The 23393-nt window shown below is 54.1% G+C and carries 17 protein-coding genes; 13 read left to right on the top strand and 4 right to left on the bottom strand.

Translation table 11 applies throughout. From position 1 onward, the window contains the following. Window positions 1-59 precede the first annotated feature (59 nt). From MKY96_RS12605 to MKY96_RS12575, 7 genes are all read left to right on the top strand, one after another. Window positions 60-1298 (top strand): FprA family A-type flavoprotein, encoded by a 1239-nt coding sequence (locus MKY96_RS12605; protein WP_340940786.1) that lies wholly within the window; start codon window positions 60-62, stop codon window positions 1296-1298. Window positions 1299-1314: 16 nt separating this feature from the next. Beyond that, the gene (locus MKY96_RS12600; protein WP_340940784.1) at window positions 1315-2526 is read left to right on the top strand and encodes an NAD(P)/FAD-dependent oxidoreductase; all 1212 of its coding nucleotides are present in this window, start codon (window positions 1315-1317) and stop codon (window positions 2524-2526) included. 31 nt (window positions 2527-2557) lie between these two features. Next, on the top strand, window positions 2558-2740 hold the full coding sequence (rd, locus tag MKY96_RS12595) for a rubredoxin (protein WP_076075525.1): 183 nt from the start codon (window positions 2558-2560) through the stop codon (window positions 2738-2740). A 40-nt stretch (window positions 2741-2780) separates the two neighbouring features. Beyond that, a complete protein-coding gene (locus MKY96_RS12590) occupies window positions 2781-3491 on the top strand; it encodes a Crp/Fnr family transcriptional regulator (protein WP_340940782.1) in 711 nt (236 codons plus the stop codon). Between the two features lie 163 nt (window positions 3492-3654). Then, on the top strand, window positions 3655-4746 hold the full coding sequence (locus MKY96_RS12585) for a PRK06851 family protein (protein WP_340940781.1): 1092 nt from the start codon (window positions 3655-3657) through the stop codon (window positions 4744-4746). A 234-nt stretch (window positions 4747-4980) separates the two neighbouring features. Continuing rightward, complete coding sequence (locus tag MKY96_RS12580) at window positions 4981-5751, top strand: endonuclease/exonuclease/phosphatase family protein (RefSeq protein ID WP_340940780.1); 771 nt, start codon at window positions 4981-4983, stop codon at window positions 5749-5751. Window positions 5752-5795: 44 nt separating this feature from the next. Next, window positions 5796-6707 carry a glycerophosphodiester phosphodiesterase family protein gene (locus MKY96_RS12575; RefSeq protein WP_340940779.1) on the top strand — a complete coding sequence of 304 codons (912 nt, stop codon included), beginning with the start codon at window positions 5796-5798 and terminating at the stop codon, window positions 6705-6707. 207 nt (window positions 6708-6914) lie between these two features. Here MKY96_RS12575 and MKY96_RS12570 read toward each other — a convergent pair whose 3' ends face one another. Beyond that, window positions 6915-8090 carry a serine hydrolase domain-containing protein gene (locus MKY96_RS12570; protein WP_340940778.1) on the bottom strand — a complete coding sequence of 392 codons (1176 nt, stop codon included), beginning with the start codon at window positions 8088-8090 and terminating at the stop codon, window positions 6915-6917. A 209-nt stretch (window positions 8091-8299) separates the two neighbouring features. Here MKY96_RS12570 and MKY96_RS12565 point away from each other — a divergent pair, with 209 nt between their 5' ends. Together MKY96_RS12565 and MKY96_RS12560 are read left to right on the top strand one after the other, a co-directional pair. Continuing rightward, on the top strand, window positions 8300-11830 hold the full coding sequence (locus MKY96_RS12565; protein ID WP_340940777.1) for a glycosyl hydrolase 53 family protein: 3531 nt from the start codon (window positions 8300-8302) through the stop codon (window positions 11828-11830). A 149-nt stretch (window positions 11831-11979) separates the two neighbouring features. After that, the gene (locus MKY96_RS12560) at window positions 11980-12204 is read left to right on the top strand and encodes a hypothetical protein (protein WP_340940776.1); all 225 of its coding nucleotides are present in this window, start codon (window positions 11980-11982) and stop codon (window positions 12202-12204) included. Here MKY96_RS12560 and MKY96_RS12555 read toward each other — a convergent pair. Then, complete coding sequence (locus MKY96_RS12555) at window positions 12161-13123, bottom strand: helix-turn-helix transcriptional regulator (protein WP_340940775.1); 963 nt, start codon at window positions 13121-13123, stop codon at window positions 12161-12163. The two genes, MKY96_RS12560 and MKY96_RS12555, sit on opposite strands and share 44 nt — an antisense overlap. 97 nt (window positions 13124-13220) lie before the next feature. On the opposite strand from MKY96_RS12555, the gene MKY96_RS12550 reads away from it, so the two are divergent. Together MKY96_RS12550 and MKY96_RS12545 are read left to right on the top strand one after the other, a co-directional pair. Next, window positions 13221-13706, top strand: a complete 486-nt coding sequence (locus MKY96_RS12550) for a GyrI-like domain-containing protein (RefSeq protein ID WP_340940774.1) — start codon at window positions 13221-13223, stop codon at window positions 13704-13706. A gap of 26 nt (window positions 13707-13732) precedes the next feature. Further along, window positions 13733-14197 carry a phage tail protein gene (locus MKY96_RS12545; protein WP_340940773.1) on the top strand — a complete coding sequence of 155 codons (465 nt, stop codon included), beginning with the start codon at window positions 13733-13735 and terminating at the stop codon, window positions 14195-14197. Between the two features lie 116 nt (window positions 14198-14313). On the opposite strand, the gene MKY96_RS12540 is transcribed toward MKY96_RS12545, so the two are convergent. Continuing rightward, window positions 14314-15564, bottom strand: coding sequence for an MFS transporter (locus MKY96_RS12540; protein WP_340940772.1), 1251 nt, complete (start codon window positions 15562-15564; stop codon window positions 14314-14316). Continuing rightward, on the bottom strand, window positions 15561-16397 hold the full coding sequence (locus tag MKY96_RS12535; protein ID WP_340940770.1) for a TrmB family transcriptional regulator: 837 nt from the start codon (window positions 16395-16397) through the stop codon (window positions 15561-15563). The genes MKY96_RS12540 and MKY96_RS12535 overlap by 4 nt, the downstream gene beginning before the upstream one ends. 232 nt (window positions 16398-16629) lie before the next feature. Between MKY96_RS12535 and MKY96_RS12530 the strand changes: the two genes are divergently transcribed. Together MKY96_RS12530 and MKY96_RS12525 are read left to right on the top strand one after the other, a co-directional pair. Beyond that, a complete protein-coding gene (locus MKY96_RS12530) occupies window positions 16630-17253 on the top strand; it encodes a lysozyme inhibitor LprI family protein (RefSeq protein WP_340940768.1) in 624 nt (207 codons plus the stop codon). A 489-nt stretch (window positions 17254-17742) separates the two neighbouring features. Further along, a complete protein-coding gene (locus MKY96_RS12525) occupies window positions 17743-23382 on the top strand; it encodes a rhamnogalacturonan lyase family protein (protein WP_340940767.1) in 5640 nt (1879 codons plus the stop codon). The last annotated feature ends 11 nt before the right edge of the window (window positions 23383-23393 follow it).

Here is a 23393-nt window from a genome sequence, read left to right as displayed (position 1 = left end):
GCGTAATAGAATGAGGTTGCTGATAAGGATTATCAATCAAATATTGGAGGCTAACACTAATGAGTACACAAACCAGACAAATCGCTGAAGACATCCACTGGGTAGGCAAAATAGACGACCGTCAAGTTCCGTTCCACCGCCTGATTCTCGCCAAAGGAACCACTTATAATTCCTATCTCCTCAAAACCGGCAAGCCGACCGTAATCGATACTGTGGATATGGAATTCGGCCGCGAATATGCCGAGTGTCTCGCCGGAATGATTGATCTTATGGATATTCATTACATCGTTATTAACCATACCGAGCCTGACCACTCCGGCGGACTGGCGGCACTGGCGGCACAGGCTCTGAATGCTACGATTGTCTGCACCGAGATCGCTGTGCCGGAGCTGCAGGAGATGTATAAGCTGCACAGCCGCAACTTCCTGGTGGTGAAGGACGGAGACACCCTGGATATCGGCGGCAAAACCCTGCTGTTCAAAGAAACGCCGTACCTCCACACCGCAGAGACGATGATTACGTACTGTGTGGAAGACAAGATCCTGTTCCCTTGCGATATTTTCAGTACACATGTAGCAGTCAATGAATTGTTCAGCGATGAAGCAGGCTTCGATATCACTGAAGATTACAAAGGCTATTATGCAGCCATTATCCATCCGCACAGAAGATATGTAAGAACGCTGCTGGAAGCGGTGAAGGATCTGGAGATCCGCATGATTGCACCCTCCCACGGATTCCTGATCCGCGAGGACATTCCTAAGTTCATCGGGCTGTATGCCACCATGAGCCGGGAGACTACCCAGGGCAAGAAGGCTGTCATTGTCTACACCACCATCAAGAACAGCACGAAAAAGATGGCCGCGATCATTGAGAATTGCCTGAAGGAGAACAATATTGAGACCGAAGTCTGGAACGCAGATAAAAGCAGCACCGCAGACATCCTCCACAGCATCGAATCGGCAGACGCCGTCTTCATCGGCAGCTCCACGAAGTATGCAGACATGATCGGGAACCTGGAGGAAGTGCTGAAGGGCATGCAGGAGATGAACCTGGAAGGTAAGCTTGCCACGGCGTTTGGCTCCTACGGCTGGAGCGGAGAAGCGATCGAGGTGATTCAGGATTACCTGAACGGAACGAACATGATTGTACAGAGCACCTCTGAGGTGATCAAAACCACCGGCATGACCCATGTGGAGTTCCCCGTCCGGGTGAGATTCTCTCCAAGAGAGCCTGAGAAGGTCCAGAAGATTAAGCATGCAACCGAATTTGTCTCGGATCTGCTGCTCAGTTCAATCTAGGGAGGAGGAAGCGAACATGACGAAGCATTATGTAATTGTTGGCGGCGGTGTAACCGCCGTCCATGCCGCCAAAGCGATCCGCGATCAGGACACGGACTCGGAAATCTCCATCCTCGGGGAAGAGAGCGGCCTGCCGTACAACCGGATCAAGCTGACCAAGGGCCTGTTCACCGATCTGCATAGCGAGAAGGTTCTGATCAAGAAGGAGAAATGGTACCGCGATAACCGCATTACTGTGCATTCGTCCACCCGCATCGTGTCCATCCACCCGGAGCGCCAGACGGTAGAGACAGAGAGCGGCCAGTGTGTGGAATACCATAAGCTGCTGCTCTGCATGGGGGCGAAGAACCGTGCATTAACCATCCAGGGTGCCGGACTTGCCAACGTACACAGCATCCGGGAGCTGGCTGACGCAGACCGGCTGAAGGACAGTCTTAAGGAAGGCAGCCGCGTAACCGTCATCGGCGGAGGGGTGCAGGGGATTGAGACCGCTTGGGCGCTTCACGAAGCAGGGTATACGGTAACTGTGGTTGAATACGCACCTGCCCTGATGGGCAGACAGCTCGACAGCTACTCTTCCAAGCATCTGCAAGAAACCCTTGAACAATCCGGGGTGAAGGTGATTCTTCAAGCGGGTGTGGCTTCCATAGAGGGGACAGAGGTTGTCACTGGGGTTACGCTGAATGACGGCACGAGCTTCCCGTGTGACCATGTGGTCTACTCCATTGGGATTGTTCCGAATACTGCTCTGGTTGACGGCTCGAAGATTGAGGTCCGCAGCGGCATTATTGTGGATGAATATCTGCAGACGAGTGCTCCGGATATCTATGCAGCGGGTGACGTTGCCGAGTTCGGCGGGCTGGTGGAAGGCCTGTGGGGCGGAGCGATGGAACAGGGCAGGATTGCAGGGAGCAATATGGCCGAAGCCCGGAGTGTATACCGCAGAGTGGTTCCGGTGACCTTGTTCAATGCGTTCGGGGTGTCGTTGTTCTCCATCGGCAACACCGATGAGCGGAATTGCGATGAGTCGGTATGCGGTGAAGAGAACGGGGCGTATACACGGATTTTTGTGAAGGATCATGTCATTGTCGGGGTGTTGTCCTGGCAGGGCGCTGCGGCTTCGCTGGCTTACAAGGCGGCTGTTGAGCAGGGCGTCCGGCTGAGCGGGAGTGCTGACGGCAAGAGCATCGAAGACATTATAGCGGAAACGCAGTCTGTTCTGAACTGATTAACTACTAAGAATATAGGAGATGAGTATGATGAAAAAGTATATCTGTACCCCTTGCGGCTACATCTACAACCCGGCGGTAGGCGATCCCGATGAGGATGTAGCTGCCGGAACAGCGTTCGAGGATCTGCCGGAAGATTGGGTCTGTCCGGTCTGCGGTGAGGACACCAGCCATTTCGTACCCGTTGAGGAAAAGAACACAATTGCTCATTAGTGGATTAAGGCTTCACATTTCACATTACAGGGGGAACGGTATGAAAGAGCATTCCTGCCAGCACGCCGCAGAACCTTGTACACGCAAGGTACCGATTTTTGCCGCGCTGACTGATGAGGATCTTACCCGGATCAGCGCGATGATTAAGCACCGCAAATTCACCAAGGGCCAGCCGCTAATTCTCGAAGGCGCGCCGTCCGATACGCTGTACATTATTCAGCAGGGACATGTGAAGTTATCCAAGATTACGCCCGAAGGAAAGGAGCAGATTCTGCATATCCTGACGAACGGGGATTTCTTCGGGGAACTCAGTATCTTCAACAGCGACGAGCTTAGCAACTTCAGTGCGTATGCGCTGAAAGACACCAATATCTGCCTGCTGACCCGCAGCGATATGGAGCAGTTAATGACCGAGAATCCTGACATCTCCCTGCGCTTGCTCAAAAGCTTAACCAAACGGCTCGCCCACACCGAGAATCTGGCGCAGAGTCTGGCGACCAAAGACCCGGAAATCCGGATCGCGTATATGATCATGGAGCTGAGCGAGAAATACGGCAAGCCGCGCGGCGGACGCGTACATATCGACCTCCCGCTGTCCCGCGAAGAGCTGGCCAGTTATGTCGGAGTGACCCGCGAGACCATCAGCCGGAAGTTCTCCCGATTCGAGGACTCCGGTCTGATCAAGCTGATCGGCAACAAGCAGATGGTGGTCATGGACCCGGCGGGTGTGGAGCGGTTCATGGGAATATAAGGGGAGTAAAATATAGAATAAGCGGCATTTCTGTCATTTGATGATGGGGATGCCGCTTTCACGTGGACTGGACGTAATTCCCGCGCCAGGCACCTTACAAATACCTCACGCATATTGTATGGTTATAAGCCTACCAGGCGACAACGGGAAAGGAAGTGGGTGTATGGCTGCGAAGATTTTAAGATATTTTGCAGACGGCAATACGGCTCTCGGCTTCTACAGTTTGTTCGAATCGAATCTTCAAGGGCTCCGGCGGATATTCATACTGAAAGGCGGTCCCGGTACCGGGAAATCCTCCCTGATGAGAGCAATCGGTACGGAATGGGCGGAGCGGGGATACGATATTGAGCTGATCCATTGTTCATCCGATAAGGATTCCATTGACGGGGTGATTATTCCGGCGCTTGGCGCGGGCATTGTTGACGGGACTGCGCCCCATGTGATCGAACTCAAGGCTCCCGGAGCGGCGCGAGAATACGTGAACCTGGGCGAAGCGTGGGACTCGGCAGCACTTACCAGCCAAAGGGAGAGCATTAAGGAGATCAATCAGAAGGTTGCTGGTGCCTATGCGGCGGCGTACAGCAGATTTGCGGAGGCCCTGAGCATTCATGACGAATGGGAAAAGATTTACTTCGGGCATATGGACTTCGGTAAGGCGGATCAATTAACGGCCCTGATGCTGGAACAGCTGTTTGGTGAAGCTCATCTTCAGAGAAGCGCTGACGTCAAGCACCGGTTTCTGGGCGCAGCAACGCCTGCAGGAGCAGTTGATTTTGTCCCTAATCTGACCGAAGGGCTGTCCAGACGCTTCTTCCTCAAAGGCCGGGCCGGAACAGGCAAATCAACGATACTCCGCAAAATCGCCGCCGAAGCGGAGAAGAGGGGCTTTGATACGGAAATCTATCATTGCGGATTTGATCCCCACAGTCTGGATATGGTCATTGTGCGTGAGCTTGGTTTTGCCATCTTTGACAGCACCAGCCCGCATGAATATGACCCGGAGCGGGAAGGAGACGTAATCATCGATACGTATGAAGCCATTGTTGCACCGGGAACAGATGAACGCCTCGCCGGGCCGCTAGAGGAAGTAAGCGCACAATATAAAGCCACAATGAAAACGGCGATAGCTGCACTGGCAGAGGCCAAGGTGCACCGGGATGAATTAAAGGAAATTTATATTGCCGCGATGGATTTTAGCGTGGTGAATGCCGCCAGAAACCGGATATCTGCTGAACTGGATAGTATGCGGGAGTAGCGTTTAATAGGATCTGAGCCAGTCTCGGGGCTTATCCTGCGGAGGTATTTGCTATCCGCAGGGTAAGGCCTTTTTCCGCTTAACCGGATTCTTTAACAAACGGATATGGCTGCAGGCCCGTGTGGTGCGCTCCTGCCGGTTGACGCGTTCTTCATCAAGGTATAAACTTATAACCTTAAATATGTAACCAGAGATCATTAAAAACGTTTACATTCCAAAGGGGAGAGAATATCAATGACTACTTACGAAGTGGCTTCCTTTAATATCCGCCTTGACAATCCGGCAGACGGAGAGAACCGCTGGGCGTTACGCAAGGAGCATATGCTGCGCCTGATCAGGCATTACCGCTGGGACGTCTTCGGACTGCAGGAGGCGCGGGGCAATCAGCTGAAATACCTGGCGTCACTTGAGGATTATGAGGTGGAAGGCATCAGCCGTGATCATGATCCTGATAGTGAGCACTGCCCGGTTTTTTATAACAAGTCGGTATTCACCAAAGAAGACGGAGGCACCTTCTGGCTGTCGGAAACGCCGGAAGTTCCTTCCAAGTCCTGGGACTCAGCGTACAACCGGATCTGCACCTGGGTGAGGCTGCAGGACACAAGAAACGGGAACCGGATTCACTTTGTGAATACCCATCTGGACCATATCAGCGAGGAAGCCAGATACCGCGGTGCGCTGATGATTCTGGACTGGATTCGTAATCAGGGCGGGGATCTTCCGATTGTACTGACAGGGGATTTCAATGCCATACCGGACGAACGATGCTACCGGGAGATTACAGCGCAGCTGACTGATACCCGCAGGGCGGCTGAGGCACATTATGGCCCTTGGGGTACATTCACCGATTTTCGCTACGATATTCCATGGGATGAGCTGATGGAGATCGATTATATTTTTACGGACAAGCAGGTGAAAGTACTGAAGACTCGGACAGTAACCGACAGCTTCGACCGGAAATACCCTTCGGATCATTATCCTGTTACAGCAACTTTGGAAATCTGACGGGCGAAGCCCGGATATAATCACACACAAATGGGGACAACGGCATGATGAGGATCTTCAGACATAAGGGTTATTTTATCGGAGTGCATATTGTATTGTGTATATCCTTGTTCTCCACACTATATGCGTACTCTCCGGTCATCCGGGTGAAGGTGAAGGAGATCATCGAACCGGCAGACAAAGTCTATACGATTGCCCACCGCGGCGCGTCCGGTTATGCTCCTGAGAACACGATACCGGCCTTCGAGCTGGCGCGTGAGATGAATGCCGACTCGATTGAGCTCGATATCCATCTGACCAAAGACCTGATTCCGGTTGTGATTCATGACGAGACGGTTAACCGTACTACGAGCGGCAAGGGCTTCGTGAAGAATATGACCCTGGAGCAGATCAAGCAGCTCGATGCAGGCACCTGGTTCAATCAGGACTACCCGATGTTCGCCAGAGATCTCTATATTGGGCTTACCGTCCCCACGCTTGCAGAAGTATTCGAGAGGTTCGGCAAGGACATGAACTATGTGATCGAGATCAAGGAGCCTGCCCCGAAGTTCGGGATAGAAGCGATCCTGAATGAAACGATATTGAAATATGATCTCGCCAAAAGAGTATCCGTTCACTCCTTCAGCGCAGCCAGTCTGCGGGAGCTTCATGCGATCAACCCGGATATTCCGCTATATCAGCTGGTATGGAATGATTATGCGGCTACGAGGGTGACTCAGTCCTATCTCGATACTGTGAAGACCTATGCCGTAGGCATCAGTCCGAATTTCCAGGGAATCAGCGCGGCTTATGTAGCTCAGGTGAAGAGAGCCGGGCTCAAGATCATCCCGTACACGGTGAACTACCAGCTTAATATGGATAAAGCCTATTCTTGGGGAGTAGACGGAGTGCATACGAATTATCCCGACCGCTTCCTTGAAGTGATTGCCGCCAACAGGGCAAATGCCAAATGGTAGGAGTGGCGGCTGGGGGGGGGACAGACCGCTCATTTACTATAAAAGGCCAGAAGAAGGGTCCAGTTCTTGTCCGATACCCGGATATGAACTGGACCCTTAGCGAAATATAAGAATTTATAGGTTGCACACGATAAATTATCCTTCTATTTCTCGCTGAAACGGTACCGTCCTTTAAAAGGACGGCAATGCCGTTTCCACTTGTTGTGCTTAAAATGCGCTTAACACGATATTCCGCAGCTTGCGCGTAATGGGCAGGGTACCGGCATCCTTCTTCTGGATCATGAACAGGATGGTCAGACGTTCCAGCGGACAATTGGCAAAATAAGCGCCCAGCCAGCCGTCCCAGCCGTATTCACCCAGGCCGCCAAGCCCACCGGCTTGACCGGGATCGGTCAGGATGCGCATCTGATTGCCATAGCTGTAGCCTTGCAGCGAATGCCACGGATTGAAGCCTTGCTGCTGCCAGCTGGTCAAGCTGGCCGAGGTCATAAACTGAACGGTGCGGGGCTTCAGCAGCTCCACTCCGTTCAAGCTGCCCTGATTGATCAGCATGGTGGTGAATTTGGCGGCATCCTCAATGGTCGAGACCAGCCCGGCTCCGCCTGCTTCATAAGCTGCCTCCCGGTCCATATGATGGTTAACGCCCAGGTGACTTGCCGAATACCGGGTCAAGCCGCCTTCGCCGTCATCCTGGTAGACGCAGGCAAGCCGGTCTCTCTTGTCTTCGGGCAGCCAGAAGCCGGTATCCTTCATTTGCAACGGACCGAAGATCTCCTGCTGCAGGAATTCGCCGTACCGCATGCCGCTGACGACTTCAACTAATGCACCGAGGACATCCGCAGAGGTGCCATACTGCCAGGATGATCCCGGCTGGAAGGACAGCGGGCCTTCGCCCAGCCGATTGGCGAATTCCTGTGTGCTCATCGGATTATCGCCCAGCAGACGGCTGTCGAGTTCCCGGAACAATGCCTCCGTATACTGACCCGCCAGGTCTTCTCCGCCGTAGACCAGACCAGAGGTCATGTTCAGCAGGTCATTAATATCAACCTCCCGGCTCACGGGCACAAGCTCGCCGTTCTTCTCTACCTTCTGATTTTTGAATCCGGGTATGTACTGGCTGACCGGATCGAACAGGTCGATCTCCCCGCGCTCCAGGAGCAGCATAACGGCTGCGGCGGTAACCGGCTTTGTCATCGAGTATAGCCGGAAGATCGAATCCCTGGACATCTTGCGTCCAGCTTCAATATCGGCATAGCCGTCTTCGTGATACCAGCTTTCTTGTCCATCCTGAAGCACCATGAAGTTCGCACCGGCGATTTCCTTATTGGCAATGCTTGCGCTTAGCGCTTTGGTAATTAGGCGGGTTGTGTTTGAATCCAGCATCTCTAGGTCTCCTTTGGTATGAACCGTTATCTATATTCCAGGGGGAATAGCATTTCGCATAGAGAATATTATACGTCTTTCAGAGTGGAATGTAAGCGCATTTCAGTGAAAAAATTGAATAAGTATAGGTTTTCGTTGCTTCGCTTAATTCAATGTTACCTTTCTGGTCGTCTATACTAACGGTGAGACTATCACAGGGAGGTAATATTTTGAAACAGAGAACAAGATGGCTTGCGGCGGTTCTTACTTTTACAATGCTAATCATGTCGCTGACTGCACTTGGATTACCGGCACAAGCTGGAGCGGTTCCTATTCCGCAATCCTTCGCCAAGGGCGCAGATGTCAGCTGGCTGCCGCAAATGGAGGCTGAGGGCTACAAATTCTATAACGATCAGGGAGACGAAGAGGACCTGCTCCAGATTCTGAAGGATCACGGAATCGATTCGATCCGTCTCCGGGCTTTCGTCCATCCATCCGATGATCCGATCAACGGGCATAACAGCACCGAAGAGATGGTTATGCTGGCCTCCCGTGTAAGCGCTCTCGGATTCAGGGTAATGGTCGATCTGCACTACAGTGATTCCTGGGCCGATCCCGGGAAGCAGGTTACTCCGGCAGCCTGGGAGAGCGATAATCTGGAGCAGCTCAAAGCACATGTCTCAGAGTACACCACAGAGGTCATGCAGGCGCTGAAGGACGCGGGGGTAACCCCCGAATGGGTGCAGATTGGCAATGAGATTAATAACGGGATGATGCACCCGCTGGGCAGCTATAGTAATACGGCGAATCTGGTGCAATTGATTCAGGCGGGATCACATGCGGCCAAGGCTGTTTTTCCTGAGACCAAAATCATTATTCACAGAGCCAACGGGGCAGACACCGGTGTAGATCCGTTCTATGCAGGTCTGGTCGAAGCGGGGCTTACGGACAGCGATTATGACATCATCGGGTTATCGTATTACCCGGATTCGATCTTCACTTCTTCGATTAATGAATTGTCCTCCAATATGAACCTTTTGGCTGCAAAATATGGCAAAGAAGTCATGGTCGTTGAGGTTGGCGGCGATGTGAGCAAGAATGTGGATAATGTATACAACATGCTAGTTGCTGTGCAGGATGGCGTGAAGGCTGTACCTGGAGGCCAGGGAACAGGTGTGTTCTATTGGGCACCCGAGGGCGTCTACTTCGGTTATGGGCTGTCTGCCTGGAAACCGGACGGAACGCCTTCCTTCGCGATGGATGCTTTTATTGACGGTGCTTCGGCAATCAACCGGGTACCAGTTCAGTCGGTAAAAGTAGAGAAGCAGACCGCTATCCTAGAAGTAGGCGGAACCGGCAGCGTCAAGGCAACGATCAGCCCGGGGAATGCAACCTATAAGGGGCTAATCTTCACCAGCTCTGATGAAGCCATTGTCAAGGTAGACAAGTATAAAGGAACGATCTCCGGGCTATCTGCGGGCACCTCTACAGTAACAGCGGTTACGTATGACGGCGGATTTACAGATTCAACGGAGATTACAGTCTCGCCAAGCACAAGCTTCATTCAGAATCCCGGCTTCGAGGACGGGCTGAACGGCTGGACCGTAAGCGGCGACAGCGCGGCGGTCAATGTGGAGTCGGATGCCCATTCCGGTTCGGCTGCACTGCACTACTGGAGCTCAGGGGCTGCGGAATTCCAAATCTCCCAGACGGTCACAGGACTAGAGAATGGAACCTATCAGCTATCCGCATGGGTCTCGGGTAACGGCGGGGAAGAGACCGCTGAGATTTTTGCGGGCAATCAGAAGCAGCAGTTCGTCAACACAGGCTGGCAGCAATGGAGTAATCCAACCATCGATACCGTTGAGGTTACAGATGGAACGCTGACACTAGGCGCTAATCTGAAATCTGCGGGAGACAAGTGGGGGAATATTGATGACTTCAAGCTGGTCAAAAAAGCCGGAGCCGTCAGCACCGATCATCTAACGGTCAACGGCGCTAAGTCCGACTGGTATCTGAGCGGTTCCAAGCCTGCTACCTTCGGTGACAGCAATGCTTCAGGCGGCTTCGATTACGGGGATGACAAGCCGATTAACTTCAACCTTACTCATGAAATGACCGGACTTGCGCCCGGAACCTATACCCTCCAGGCCAAAATCTTCGGGGACAAGGGTGAACCTTCTCCCGGTTCGGTAATGTATGTGATCTCCGAGGGACAGACGTATTCGGTGCCTGTTACCTATTCAGGCAGCGCCTGGCTGAAGCCCCGGACTCTGACGCTAAAGCATGTGCACATCGGGGAAGACGGCAGCGCATCGCTGGGCTTCAAGGTCATCACGGACTCGGATAATCATTACGGCTATCTGCAAGAGGTGACCTTCGTGCGCAATAGCACAACTACACCTGAGGTTCCTGGTGAACCAGGTGAACCGAGTGAACCAGTAACACCTCCAGTAACGGAGCCTGTAACACCCCCGGTAACAGAGCCGGTGACACCTCCGGTAACGGAACCGGGAACAAGCCCGGAAGAGAATCCTGTACCAAGTCCGGCAGCCAGCCCGGCACCAAGCCCGACTACGGCACCAGGAACGGACTCCGGTTCAGGCTGGACAGCACCGCTGGCAACAGCTCAAGCGTCAGCTACACCGCCAGCCACGCCGCAGCCGGAGATTCTGACTGTAACTGAGCCGAAGGTGAATGCACAGAACCAGATTGTGATCCCACTGGCTGAGGGTCAGAGCGAAGTAAGAATACCCGCTGACGCCGCGGCTCTTAAGGGAATAGCCGGCCTGAAGGTGGAAGGCAAGACGGTGGCTGTAGAGATTCCAGGCAAGGTTGTTGAGCAGCTTCAAGCGTTGGCAGGACAGCAGCAGAAGGGCTCGATGATCTCTGTCGTGCTTGAGCCATGGTCCCCAGAGCAGAAGACGGCCTGGACACTTCAGGCTAATACCAAGAGTGAGGCTGAACTGAGAACAGCCGGAGAAATGTTCAATCTCAGGCTGTCTGTGCTGAATCAGCAGGGAGTGAAGACTCCGCTGGTCTCGTTCGCGGAACCTGTTACGCTTCGCTTGAAGGTTCAGGAGAACGGGAACCCGATGCTTGCAGGTGTCTATGCGGCCGCAGACGATGGAACGCTTGAATATGCAGGCGGAACCTGGGAACAGTCCGTATTGACTGCACAGGTACGGCAATCCGGCAATTATGCTGTACTGGAGTATGACAAGAGCTTTGCAGATGTGAGTCCGGCGGATTGGGCCTACTCAGTGATTAAAGAGATGGCTGCCAAGCATATTATCGAGGGCGACCGGGAAGGACGCTTCGCACCGAAGAGAGAAGTGACCCGGGCCGAATTCGTTACGATGCTTGTCCGTGCCCTTGGGCTGAAGGCGGAAGGCCTGAGTTCGTTCGCTGACGTAGACAGCAGCAAGTGGTATGCGGGCGATGTCGCGGCTGCTTTTGCAGCCGGAATCGTGAAGGGCGATGCGGCCGGCCGGTTCGCAGCAGAAGCGCCGGTCACGCGCCAAGAGATGGCGGCGCTGCTTGTGAGAGCCTACGAGCTGCGTTCTGGAAGCAAGGCTCCGGCAGGTTCCTTGCCAGCTTTTGCCGATGCCGCCAAGATTGACAGCTGGGCTAAGGAGGCCGTGAGTGCCGCCGGTTCACTAGGCATCATTACAGGGACTCCGGGCGGATTCCTCAAGCCCCAGGCCAATGCGACGCGTGCAGAGTGTGCGAAGGTATTGAGTTTGCTGCTTAATCTGTAAGCAAGAGGATAAGAGTATATGTAGAAGTAGAAGTAGAAGTAGAAGTATAGCAGCGATCTTCCTGTAATGGGGGCGCTGCTCTTTTTACTGGCATGGGATAGTATGGTTGAGAAGGAGCTGGGCCAAGTATAATCGGAAAACCGATCACATTGGGCAGCAAGAAGGCAAACGGGCGCAGTGTAATCGGAAAACCGATCACAATGGGCAGCTGGAAGGCGAACGGGCGAAATGTAGTCGGAAAACCGATCACATTGGGCAGCTGGAAGGCGAACGGGCGAAATGTAATCGGAAAACCGATCACATTGGGCAGCTGGAAGGCGAGTCTGCTTCCTAAGCGTGGAACAGGCCGGTTCGCGCTTGCAGCTCTTTTCTAACTTCATCGGGCATTTCCTTCATCTTAAGGTCATCACCCAGGAACAACAGCCAGTTTGTGACTTCCTTCAGCTCCTCCGTGCGGTTCACCTCGACTTCCATTTTCAGGATAGCGGTAGTTTGGTAGGGGTTAGTATAGGACAGCGCCACCCTGAACGGGTGATATTTCCGGTATTGGGCAATGGCCCGGGGACCGAGCTCCAGGACAAGGTTGTTCTTTACCTGCTGCTTGCTTAGCTTCTCCTTGATTTTTTTCGCGCTCAGTCGTTTGGACTCCGGGTAGGGGATGACATCAGTAAGCAGGTCAACCGGGATGATCCGTTTTCTGGACTCGTTCAGGTCGAAGCACTCGATGAGCCACAGGCTTTTCTCCTGATAGAGACGCAGTAGATACACAGAATAGGACTTGTTCGTCTGTTCTTCCTGACAGGTAATTTGCAGATAACGGTCCGCCAGCAGGAGCCGGATCAGCTTGTCCAGCATAGGGTGGGGGAGATCGGACAGGTCCAGCAGATCAGGATTGCCCGGGTGGGTGCCCTCAAACAGCAGGATCTGATTGAGTAGAACAAGCTCCTCCTGCTGATTCTCCGAGATGAGCGCCAGCAATTTCTCCGTCAGCGACTGGCGGCTCCTGAGATAAGGAAGCTGGCCGTTTCTGGTCGCCATGAATGCAATGAACAGCGCTTTGACCTCGTTATCCGTGAACCGGACCACCGGAAGGATAGAGTTGCGCATAACGGAATACCCGCCATCCCGGCCCACCTCAGCGACCAGCGGCATTCCGAGCGCCTCAATCTCCCGGATATCCCGCTGAGCGGTTGAACGCGAAATATTGAATTCCCGCATGATTTCCGTCAGCGTAAAATGGGCACGATTGTTAATGTACCGCATGATGATGTTGATCCGTTCTACTTTTTTCATGGCGGCTCCTAAACAGGTTCATTTTTTGACATGATTCAAGGTTATCATATACATAGCAGGTGAGGAACACAAATAGGAATAAAGGCGGGATATAACAATGGCAGGGTATACTATTGCAGAGAAAGACAGCTTTACGGTGATCGGGCTGGGGGTCGAGCTGAAGAGTGATTACACGGATTATGCCGGGATTTATAAGGAGAAAGCGGATTTTTGGCAGGCGGTCAGTGAAGATGGCAGGCTCGGCTTGTTAAAAGGGATTGCGGCGAATAACTATGTGTTTGTGGTGAACGAAGCGGTGAACGGCAAGATGATGCATTACGCCGGGGTGATGGCAGCCGCAGGTGCACAGATTCCGCAGGAAGCCCGGGTGATTCAATTCCCTAAGGGGGAATACCTCGTAGTGGCAGGCGAAGGAGCGACAACGGAGGAATTAAGCAATACCGTGACGGGCGTGGCCTTCGGACAAGCCTTGCCGCAAGCAGAAGGATACGCGTACGTAGGAGGGCCGAATGCGGCTGTGGAGATGGGCAGCCGGGATCGCTCGCTGTATGGTGAAATGTGGATTCCTGTCGTCAGAAACTAAAGTAATGTAATGGAGGATAACTAACTATGGCATATACAGTTGATTTCAAAGAGGTGTCTGTGCAAGGTCTGGAGTCGTCGCCTGTTGCTGAGGCGCTGGCAGGACTGCGTGCGAATGAAGCGCGTTATTTCATGAACAAGTATAAGCATGAATTCACAGTCGTTCCGGCCAGTGAAAGCCAGGAGACGCTGGATTACGTGAACGGGATTCTGAGCAAGGAGCGGGGCCTTGAGTTTGCTGCCAAGCCACTCCAAACGTCGCAGTTCCAGGTGGAGAATATCCGGTTCGCCTACGTTTTCTATGAGGATGGTCTTGCGCTTAACGTGATGTACACAGTGGATGATCCCAAGAAGCGGGCAGTCGGATTCAAGCTCTCGGAGGGGATGGAGATTCCGAAGGAGCTGGAGGACAAGTTCAAGTTCGCGCGGCAGAAGTCGAAGCTGGCCGGTACGATCCGGGGATCATTTTTTGTGATTAAGGGAGAGTACTAATAAAAATCCCCACAAAGTGAAGTTTAAGCTTCGGAGTTTACTCGGGTACTTTGCTGGACCGCAAAACATATAAGTACTTAAAGAGGGGCTGCCAACTGGCAGCCCCTTATGGCCGTTCAGATCTCCTCCGCTGTATACGTCTTTTGGGTGCGGAGGACCGGGAAGAACCGGTACATCCAGAGCACGGTAATAATCAGGGTGCCAACTCCGCCGATCACTGTTGCGGGCACGGCCCCGACCAGCCCGGCCATGGTGCCAGACTCGAATTCGCCAAGCTGGTTCGAGGTGCCGATGAATAACGAATTCACTGCGTTCACCCGGCCCTGCATCTCCTGCGGCGTGTTGACCTGCACCAGTGTCGAGCGGATAACGACACTCACGACATCCGAGCCGCCGATCAGAACGAGCGCGAACAGGGACAGCCAGAAGCTGTGGGAGATGCCGAACAGCATCGTGGCCAAAGCGAACACGACCAGTGAGGCGAACAGCATCCGGCCGATGGCGCGTTCTACCGAGTAGCGGGTCAGGATCAGCGAGACGATGATCGCGCCCACCGCCGGGGCGGAACGCAGCAGGCCAAGACCGAGCGAGCCGGTCTTCAGAATATCCTCGGCGAAGATCGGCAGCAGTGCCGTGGCCCCGCCAAGCAAGACAGCGAACAGGTCCAGCGAGATTGTACCCAGGATAATCTTGCGGGCGAAGACAAACCGCAGGCCGCTGAGGAAGGTGTCCATGCTGACTGCGTCCAGCTTTTTGACGAAATGAACAGTCTTGACGAAGAAAATCAGCACAGTCGATACCAGCAGCGCGGCAAGTGAGGCGATATAAGCGGCAGCCGTACCCCAGACCACGAGAACACCCCCGAGGGACGGGCCGACGATCATCGCCGTCTGCATCGCAGACGCGGACCAGGCCGCTGCCTTCGGCAACTGCTCGCGGTCCACGATATCGGGGACCAGCGCCGCCGAGGCCGGACTCTCGAAGGTACGGCACGCGCCAAGGACTGCTGCGGCTGCCAGCAGGTGGACTGCGCTGAGCCAGTCTTCGATGCTTCCGAGGACGAGCAGCAGCACGATGAGGCACTCTGTAAGCTGGCACAGGAACACAATGGTTCGGCGGTCATAGCGGTCTGCCGTCTGTCCGGCAGGCAATGTCAGCAGCAGCATGGGCAGGAATTGGGCCAGCCCGACCAGTCCAAGCTGGTAGGCGCTGCCGGTCAGCGCATACATCTGCCAGCCAATTGCCACCGATAGCATCTGGAAGGCACTGGTGGAGAAGATCCGCGCGATCCATAGGCGCAGGAACGAGCGGTTATGCAGTACAGACGAGCGTGGAGTATTCCTATCCGGTGTATTCAAAGTATTCAAAGGGTGTCATCCTCCAAGCGATCAGAATCGGTTTCAGATGCGGGCTCCGGCTTTCGCCCGCGCATCTCAGGGTGTTCCTGGAATATTAAGGAGTAATTCTTGCCGTAACGCGCCTCCAGCTCCTGGGCGAAATCCTGCTCTATGCGCATCATCACGACATCGTGATAATAAGACGTCTGAAGCACATCCAGCACAGCCGGATGGTTGCTCTCCAGCGCCGAAGCCTGCGAATGGCGGGTGAAGCTGCCCAGAAGCGAGGTCTCCTTATCCAGCAGGAGCGAGAAGTTCCGGGCGGCCTTCGGCCCGCCTGCCGGAACACTATGCACAGTGACACGCGACAGCGCTGTAGGTATGTCACCTATCACCATCAGGTGAACGGCAATGCCCCGTTCTTCGGCGGCAAGCAGTGTGTCTTCTATCCGGTGCAGATCCTCCGCCCAGATATCTGCCAGAATCTCTGCGCTGGCATTGGCAGCAAGCCGCTTTACCGCCAGATCCACCTGCGCGTCTCCCTTCCAGTTGCTGAAGAAGGGCGGTGCGGCAGGCAGGTGGGTCAGCACGTTCTCCAGCAGACGGGCGGTGCGCTCAAATTCTGCCTGAAGCAGCTTGACGACCTGCCGGACCGGAATTGCAGCGAAGGTAACCGGCTCGCCTTCGACTGTCCGGCAGACTCCTTTATCTACCAGACTGCGCAGCGCGGCATATACATTGGACCGGGACACGGACACCTGCTTGGCGACCTCATAGCCCGAGGAGGGGGGCTGGCCGTGCAGCGCCAGGTAGCAGCGGGCTTCCAGATCGGATAAGCCGAGCTTGCGTAATGCTTCAATCATGGGTGAACCGCCTTTCTCTTAATGAATAATGCTTCGTTGTATGTAGAAGTATTTCAAAATACTACTCCGATCCTAAAGGGCTGTCAAGCAGCAATATCCGGCCATCCGCAGCACCGAGCTTCTCACAAAAATGATTACAGTCGGGTGAAATCAGGTAATAACTCTCAAGACGGCTTTAAAAGCCGATATGCAAGAGAGTCTCGACTATAAACCAATGACAGGATGAGGACTTATGCGAAAAGCAATTCTGACTACCATGCTCATCTCCAGTCTGTTAATGGCTGGCTGCGGCAATAACGAGGCGGCAAATGGCGGTACAGCAGCTACTCCAGAGACCGGACAGGCAGCGACGGCAAGCCCGGAGGTTACACCCGAGGTCACGCCGGAACCGGCAGCTGAGGCTACCGCAGAGCCCGCACCGGAAGCTACGGCACAGGCACCAGCGCAGACGACCGCACCGGAAGCCACGCCGAAGGCCAGTGCGGCGGCGGGGGATTCGCAGCGGCAGACGTATTTTGACAAGCTGGATAAGATTGAAGAGGGCCTTGGCGATCTGAAGGCAATGTCAGACAGCGGGGTCATGACTGATATGAAGGAGGCCGCCTCCAAGGAGCATGAGCGCTGGGACAAGGCGCTGAATGAAATCTACCAGGAGCTTAAAGTGCAGCTTCCCGAGGCTGATATGGCAAAACTGAAAGATGAGCAGCTAAGCTGGATTAAGGAACGCGATAAAGCAGCAGAGGAAGCTGCTGCCAAGTATAAAGGCGGAACGATGGAGGGGCTGGAATACGCGGCTACCTTGGCCTCAGTGACGAAGGAACGTTGTTATAAGCTGGTTGAGCTGTATATGAAGTAATCAAAAAGCGCAGTGACTCTCGTAAGGAGGGCCGCTGCGCTCTTTTTTTGACCATTTGTATGACTGAAGAATTGATAAGTGTATTCTGTACAATTAAAAACCGCAAAAAGGAGGGATTTCGTCTTCTAACTGTAGTCTGTACAACTAAATCTGCCCGAATGGCGTAGAATCAGGTATAGAAGAAAGTTTAATTGTACGAAATGCAGATAGGCGGATATTAGGCGGTAAATTATACGATTTAGTTGTACGAAATGCACTACACATGCACATATTGGAACTCTTCGTGCCCGTTATAACAGTCGATTCTAGGCTGAAAGTGCTTTTTTTTGAGCAGAACGGATCCCTATTATTTGTTACGCTCCATATGAATGTTACCAGGAAAGGAGGCGGGGGCGCTCAAGCTCAAGCTGGAAGACAACTAGGAGAGCATCTGCACAAGTTTCCCCTGATTTCTAAATTGATTTTAGAATACTAGGAGGAGTTAAGCCCATGGGTAGAAAAAAGAGGTCTGTTCAGAAAACATTGCTCACATTCTTATTATCCTGTCTGCTGGTCTTACCGCTTGCTCTCCCGCCCGCACCGGCACATGCAGCTTCTACCGGAAATCATCCCGCCCGTCAGGCAGAATATCTGGAACGTGGCTTGGTGGCAGTTCTGACGGATGGCGGCGTGTTTGTGAGCTGGAGGTACTTGAATACGGATTCAGATGAAATCGCTTACAATGTCTATAAGAACGGGATGAAGGTGAACGCGGCACCCATTGTAAACTCCACGAATTATGTGGACACATCGGGTGCGGACAGCTCGCAATATCAGATTTCTACGATTGTTGCGGGGAAGGAGGAAATGCAGCCCGGGCGGGCGGCGGTGTGGCATAACGATTATCTGCCGATTCCGCTGGATAAACCTGCCGATGGCCGGACCAAGGACGGGGGGACGTATTCCTATTATGCCGGGGATGCCTCCGTTGGCGATCTGGATGGGGACGGGGAGTATGAGATTGTTTTTTTGTGGAGCCCCAGCAATTCGAAGGATAATTCACAAGCCGGTTATACCGGGAACGTCTACATCGATGCGGTCAAAATGGATGGCACCAAGCTCTGGCGCATTGACCTGGGCGTGAACATCCGGGCCGGGGCGCATTATACGCAGCTTATGGTGTATGACCTGGACGGCAACGGCAAAGCTGAGGTCGTGGTCAAGACAGCGGACGGCACCAAAGACGGGCAAGGCACAGTCATCGGCGACGGAACCAAGGATTACCGAAATGACGGCGGATATATCCTGGACGGGCCGGAATATCTGACGCTGTTCGATGGCCAGACCGGCGCTGCGGTGTCCACCGTGGACTATGATCCGCCAAGAGGCAATGTAAGCGCGTGGGGAGACGGATATGGCAACCGTGTAGACCGGTTCCTGGCCGGGATTGCTTACCTGGACGGCGCGAAGCCAAGCGTTGTGATGGCCCGTGGCTACTATACAAGAACAACGCTTACCGCATACGATTACACGAATGGCGCGTTGGTGAAGCGCTGGAACTTCGACACGAACGAAGCTGGCGCACAATATGAAGCACAGGGTAATCACAACCTGAGTGTGCTGGATGCAGACGGTGACGGCCGGGATGAGATCATGTATGGTGCGCTGGCGATTGACGATGACGGCACACTGCTCTACAGCACCGGACTTGGACATGGAGATGCGATGCACGCAGGGAAGCTTAATCCGAACCTGGAAGGGTACCAGGTCGTCAGTGTGCATGAGCATAAAGATGCTGCTCACGGGCTGGAGATGCGCGATGCGGCAACAGGTGAGATTCTCTGGGGGCAATTTACCGGAAAAGACACCGGGCGGGGAATGTCCGCAGATATCGATCCGGAGCATCCCGGCTACGAGTCTTGGGCGTCCACGATTGTGAACGGGCAGATGGACCCGTTATCCCGCGGCTACGCAGCTGACGGACAAGTGATCTATGAGCAGAATGAAGTGCCGCGAAGCGCGAATTTCGCCATCTGGTGGGATGGGGATCTCCAGCGGGAGCTGTTTGACCACGACTGGAACAACACTACAGCACAAGGCATTCCGCTGATTTATAAGTGGGATTACCGGAATAAGCAGCTGAAGGAGATTTTTCGGGCGGCGGGTACACTGACCAATAATCATACCAAAGGCAATCCGGCCCTTCAGGCAGATCTGCTGGGCGATTGGCGCGAGGAGCTGCTGCTGCGCAGTGAAGATAGCACGGAGTACAGACTCTATACCACTACGATTCCTACAACCTACAGAATTCCGACACTTATGCAAGATCCGGTGTACCGGCTGGGGATCGCCTGGCAGAATGTGGCATACAACCAGCCGCCGCATACGGGCTTCTATCTGGGAACGGAGGCCACCGCTTTTCCCAAAGCCAATCTGACACTGACCGGTGCGCCGCAACCGCTGGAGCAGGTCTACCACTTCGGGTTCGGTACAGAGCCACCAGCCGGAACAACTTCTGTGCAGGCTACGCCATACACGGAGGGAACAGGATATGGTTTCGAGAGCATAAGCGGAATCACCCTGGGCGCGGGCCACGCTTCTCTGCCGGAGAACACCAAGTTTGCGGTGGACCTGCCGGATGCCAATTACAAGGTGACGCTCAAGCTGGGCAGCGGAGACAGAGATTCAAGTGTAGGGGTCAAATCTGAATTTGTGCAAAAGCTGGCGCAAACCCAAATCCATGCCGGCACACCACTGCTCTATTCCTATGACATTGCGGTGGTGGACGGCCAGTTAGAGTTTATTTTCTCCGGCACGGCAGCCGATGTGCAGGAGATTAAGATCGGGAAATACCCGCAGAAGGTCCCGGGAAGCGGAACAACCATCTATATGGCTGGCGACTCGACGATGCAGTCCTACAGCGGAATGCAGGCTCCGCAGGAAGGCTGGGGCCAGCAATTCAGTAAATACTTCAGCAGCGGAATAACGGTCCAGAATGATGCCATCGGCGGCAGAAGCAGCAAGTCGTTCATGGTGGATGGCCGTCTGGATAGTATCCTGCAGCGGATCAGACCGGGCGATTATTTCTTCATCTCCTTCGGCCACAACGATGCCAGCGCGGGTATTCCTGACCGTTATGCCTCTCCGGCAGATTATGCAGCGTACTTGACCCGCTACGTGAACGGAGCGAAGCAGCGCGGGGCCACTCCGGTTCTGTTAACGCCGGTAGGACGCAGGGACTTCAATACGGTCACTCAGGAATTCAACGTAAGCTTTCCGGAATATGTGAAGGCGGCAAAAGAAACAGCGGCTGCGCTGAACGTGCCGCTGATCGATCTGAGCCAGCTCAGCATTTCGGAGTATAACCTTGTCGGGTTGGCGGCTACGGAGAAGCTTTTCCTCTATGCTAATCCAGGGGAGTATCCGAAGTACCCGAACGGGGTCAGCGATAATACCCATTTCAGCACCTATGGCGCGCAGGTCATTGCCGGTCTGGTAGCGGGCGCAGTGAAGGAAATGAATCTCAGCATATCCCCGTTCGTGATTGATCCCGGTATTACCGGGCCGGAGCCAGAGCCGGAGGTGCAGCAATATGCGGAGGACTTCGAGGGTGATCCGGCCGCAGTACAATATTCGATGGTGAATGCTACGGGCACTGCCGGAACTATGGCGGGCACGGTGACAGAAGAGAACGGGAACAAGGTATTGTCTGTGACGGGCTCCGGCTCCGGCAACCGCGCCAAGGTATTCCGCCTCTTCGATGCGGTGAACGGCGATATTGTGAAAGTCGATTTCAACTGGCATTCCGGCAATGTGGGCGCTGTCCCGTCGGAGGGGCATCTGACTCTTCAGGATGCGAATGAGAACCAGATTTTCACTCTGTTCACCAAGACTGGAGCGGCAAGCCCGAATACGAACATTCATTATTTCACCGGCCCGTACACACCAGACTATGGTACCGGCACCACTGCCATTCCAGGGGGCGGAACCGCTACGACTATTCCTAAGAATCAGTGGGTGAATGTCAAGCTGAAGATTGATTTTACCGGAAAAACCCTTGATCTCACCTTGACCAGTCTCGCTAACCCGAGTGTCACCCAGACGATCCGCGATATTCCGCTGAGTCCGGGGGGCTATGACAATAACGTCAGGGGCTTAAGGTTCCTGGGTACGCGAAAAGGAGGAGGAGGCACGCTGAACTGGACCACCCAGATCGACAACGTGAAGATTGAGGGTACGAAGCTTCCGGTGGAGGCAGGCGATATGGCGGCATTGATTGCGCTGCATCAGGAGGTGAAGGCGATTGATCTGGCACCGTATACGGAGGCTTCAGCAGCAGTGGTGCATAGAGCCTTGAACGCTGCCGAGGCGCTGATCGGGACAGCGGCCACGCAGGCGCAGATCAATCATGCGGTGAATATGCTGACTGTTGCACGCGACTCACTGACTCGTGAGCCTGCTGGGGATATTAGCGCGTATTCCTTTGATTTTGGCTCGGGCAGTGCAGCAGACGGCTATACGAAGGTGGATGCCAAAAGGGCCTACGTGGAAGGGAACGCCTACGGGTTCGCCGACACCGCGCTGGTACAGGACGAGAACCGGGGAACCGGCAACCCGCTGACAGAGGACTTCACCCGTGTAAACGGGACCTCTTTCGTAGTGGAGATGAAGCCGGCGAATTACCGTGTAACGATGACCATCGGGGATGCGCAAGAAGTGACCCAGACGGGTGTTACGGTGGAGCAAATGAACAAGCTGCCGGCCACCACCATCCCCGCAGGGGAATTCAAGGAAGTGACGTATGATATCGCCCTGATCGATGGTGTATTTAACTTCAGCTTCTCCGGCAGTACACCGAAGATCAATGCGCTGAGAATTGAGCGCCTGCCGGAGCAGGGAGCGGCCGATAAGCCAACTCTCTATCTGGCGAGTGATTCCACAGTGGCCAATTATGCGGAGAGCTACCGTCCGCAGGCGGGGTGGGGCGAGACGTTGGGCCGTTATTTTGACCCGGAGAAGATCGGTATTGATAACCGGGCAGTCGGCGGCCTAAGCAGCAAAACCTTTCTGAACAGCGGATATCTCAATGATATTCTGCTCGGTATTCATGAAGGGGATTATCTGTTCATGCAGTGGTCGCATAATGATTCCACGCCGTCCCGGCCGGAACGTTATCTTACCCCGGAGCAGTTCAAGGTGTACTTGAAGGATTACATTAACGGTGCTGTGCAGAGAGGTGCGATTCCAGTACTGGTTACACCAGTGAACCGTAGGGATTTCAGCGGAGAGGTACTGAACAAGAGCTTCCCGGCATATGTGCAGGCGATGAAGGAAACGGCGCAGGAGACGGGTACTCTGCTGATCGATCTGAATCAGGCAAGCTGGGAGTATTTTCAGGAGCTGGGTACAGAGGGGACCAAGTCCATCTTCATGTGGACGGGTACCACTGAGGATAATACACATCTGCAGATGAACGGTGCCATTAAGGTCTCAGAGCTGGTGGCGGGGCTGGTGAAGGAGTTGAACATTCCGCTGTCGGCATGGGTCACCTTGGGTATACCGCTCGCGGACGGCGCTCCAGGCATGCCGGAGCTATCGGATAATAACGGGCATGATACGGGGCTGCGGGATGGCGATTATACAATTACGATGAATCTCTGGTGGGGGAATAACGGTACCCGCTTCAAGCTCTTCGAGAACGGCGAAATGATCGAAGAAGGCGCTCTGACAGACCAGTCGCCGTCGGCCCAGTCGGTGCAGATCGATATTACCGGCAGACAGAATGGAGCTTATGTCTATACGCTGGAACTCAGCAACCCGCACGGTTCGGTGACAAGTGCACCCTTAACAGTAACGGTCACCGATGCCTCTCCGGGGCAGGCAGTGTTATCGGGCGATAACTGGGACGAAGACGGCAGCTATTCGGTTACGATGAATATGTGGTGGGGGACGAATGCGGCGGAATACCAGCTGTACGAGAATGGCGAATTGGTCGATACCCAGACTCTACAGGCGCATACCCCGGATGCCCAGTCCGCAGTCACGGCAATCTCCGGCAAAACCCCCGGAACCTATGAATATGAAGCCGTCCTGCTCAACGCGGCAGGCGAGTCCAGATCCGCGAAGATGACGGTAACGGTGGGGGAGTGAGCGGCTGGCTG

The sequence above is a fragment of the Paenibacillus sp. FSL R7-0302 genome (assembly GCF_038006885.1).
GTDB lineage: Bacteria > Bacillota > Bacilli > Paenibacillales > Paenibacillaceae > Paenibacillus_AQ.
The sequence above is the reverse complement of the archived record's forward strand: the minus strand, read 5'-3'. Positions and strand labels throughout refer to the sequence as shown.

Excerpts from the sequence above, each read along its gene's own strand:
- MKY96_RS12585 (WP_340940781.1), top strand. The coding sequence starts at position 3,655 with ATGGCTGCGAAGATTTTAAGATATTTTGCAGACGGCAATACGGCTCTC.
- MKY96_RS12600 (WP_340940784.1), top strand. The coding sequence starts at position 1,315 with ATGACGAAGCATTATGTAATTGTTGGCGGCGGTGTAACCGCCGTCCAT.
- MKY96_RS12570 (WP_340940778.1), bottom strand. The coding sequence starts at position 8,090 with ATGCTGGATTCAAACACAACCCGCCTAATTACCAAAGCGCTAAGCGCA.
- MKY96_RS12590 (WP_340940782.1), top strand. The coding sequence starts at position 2,781 with ATGAAAGAGCATTCCTGCCAGCACGCCGCAGAACCTTGTACACGCAAG.
- MKY96_RS12555 (WP_340940775.1), bottom strand. The coding sequence starts at position 13,123 with ATGAAAAAAGTAGAACGGATCAACATCATCATGCGGTACATTAACAAT.
- MKY96_RS12605 (WP_340940786.1), top strand. The coding sequence starts at position 60 with ATGAGTACACAAACCAGACAAATCGCTGAAGACATCCACTGGGTAGGC.
- MKY96_RS12545 (WP_340940773.1), top strand. The coding sequence starts at position 13,733 with ATGGCATATACAGTTGATTTCAAAGAGGTGTCTGTGCAAGGTCTGGAG.
- rd (WP_076075525.1), top strand. The coding sequence starts at position 2,558 with ATGAAAAAGTATATCTGTACCCCTTGCGGCTACATCTACAACCCGGCG.
- MKY96_RS12525 (WP_340940767.1), top strand. The coding sequence starts at position 17,743 with ATGGGTAGAAAAAAGAGGTCTGTTCAGAAAACATTGCTCACATTCTTA.
- MKY96_RS12530 (WP_340940768.1), top strand. The coding sequence starts at position 16,630 with ATGCGAAAAGCAATTCTGACTACCATGCTCATCTCCAGTCTGTTAATG.
- MKY96_RS12550 (WP_340940774.1), top strand. The coding sequence starts at position 13,221 with ATGGCAGGGTATACTATTGCAGAGAAAGACAGCTTTACGGTGATCGGG.
- MKY96_RS12580 (WP_340940780.1), top strand. The coding sequence starts at position 4,981 with ATGACTACTTACGAAGTGGCTTCCTTTAATATCCGCCTTGACAATCCG.
- MKY96_RS12535 (WP_340940770.1), bottom strand. The coding sequence starts at position 16,397 with ATGATTGAAGCATTACGCAAGCTCGGCTTATCCGATCTGGAAGCCCGC.
- MKY96_RS12575 (WP_340940779.1), top strand. The coding sequence starts at position 5,796 with ATGATGAGGATCTTCAGACATAAGGGTTATTTTATCGGAGTGCATATT.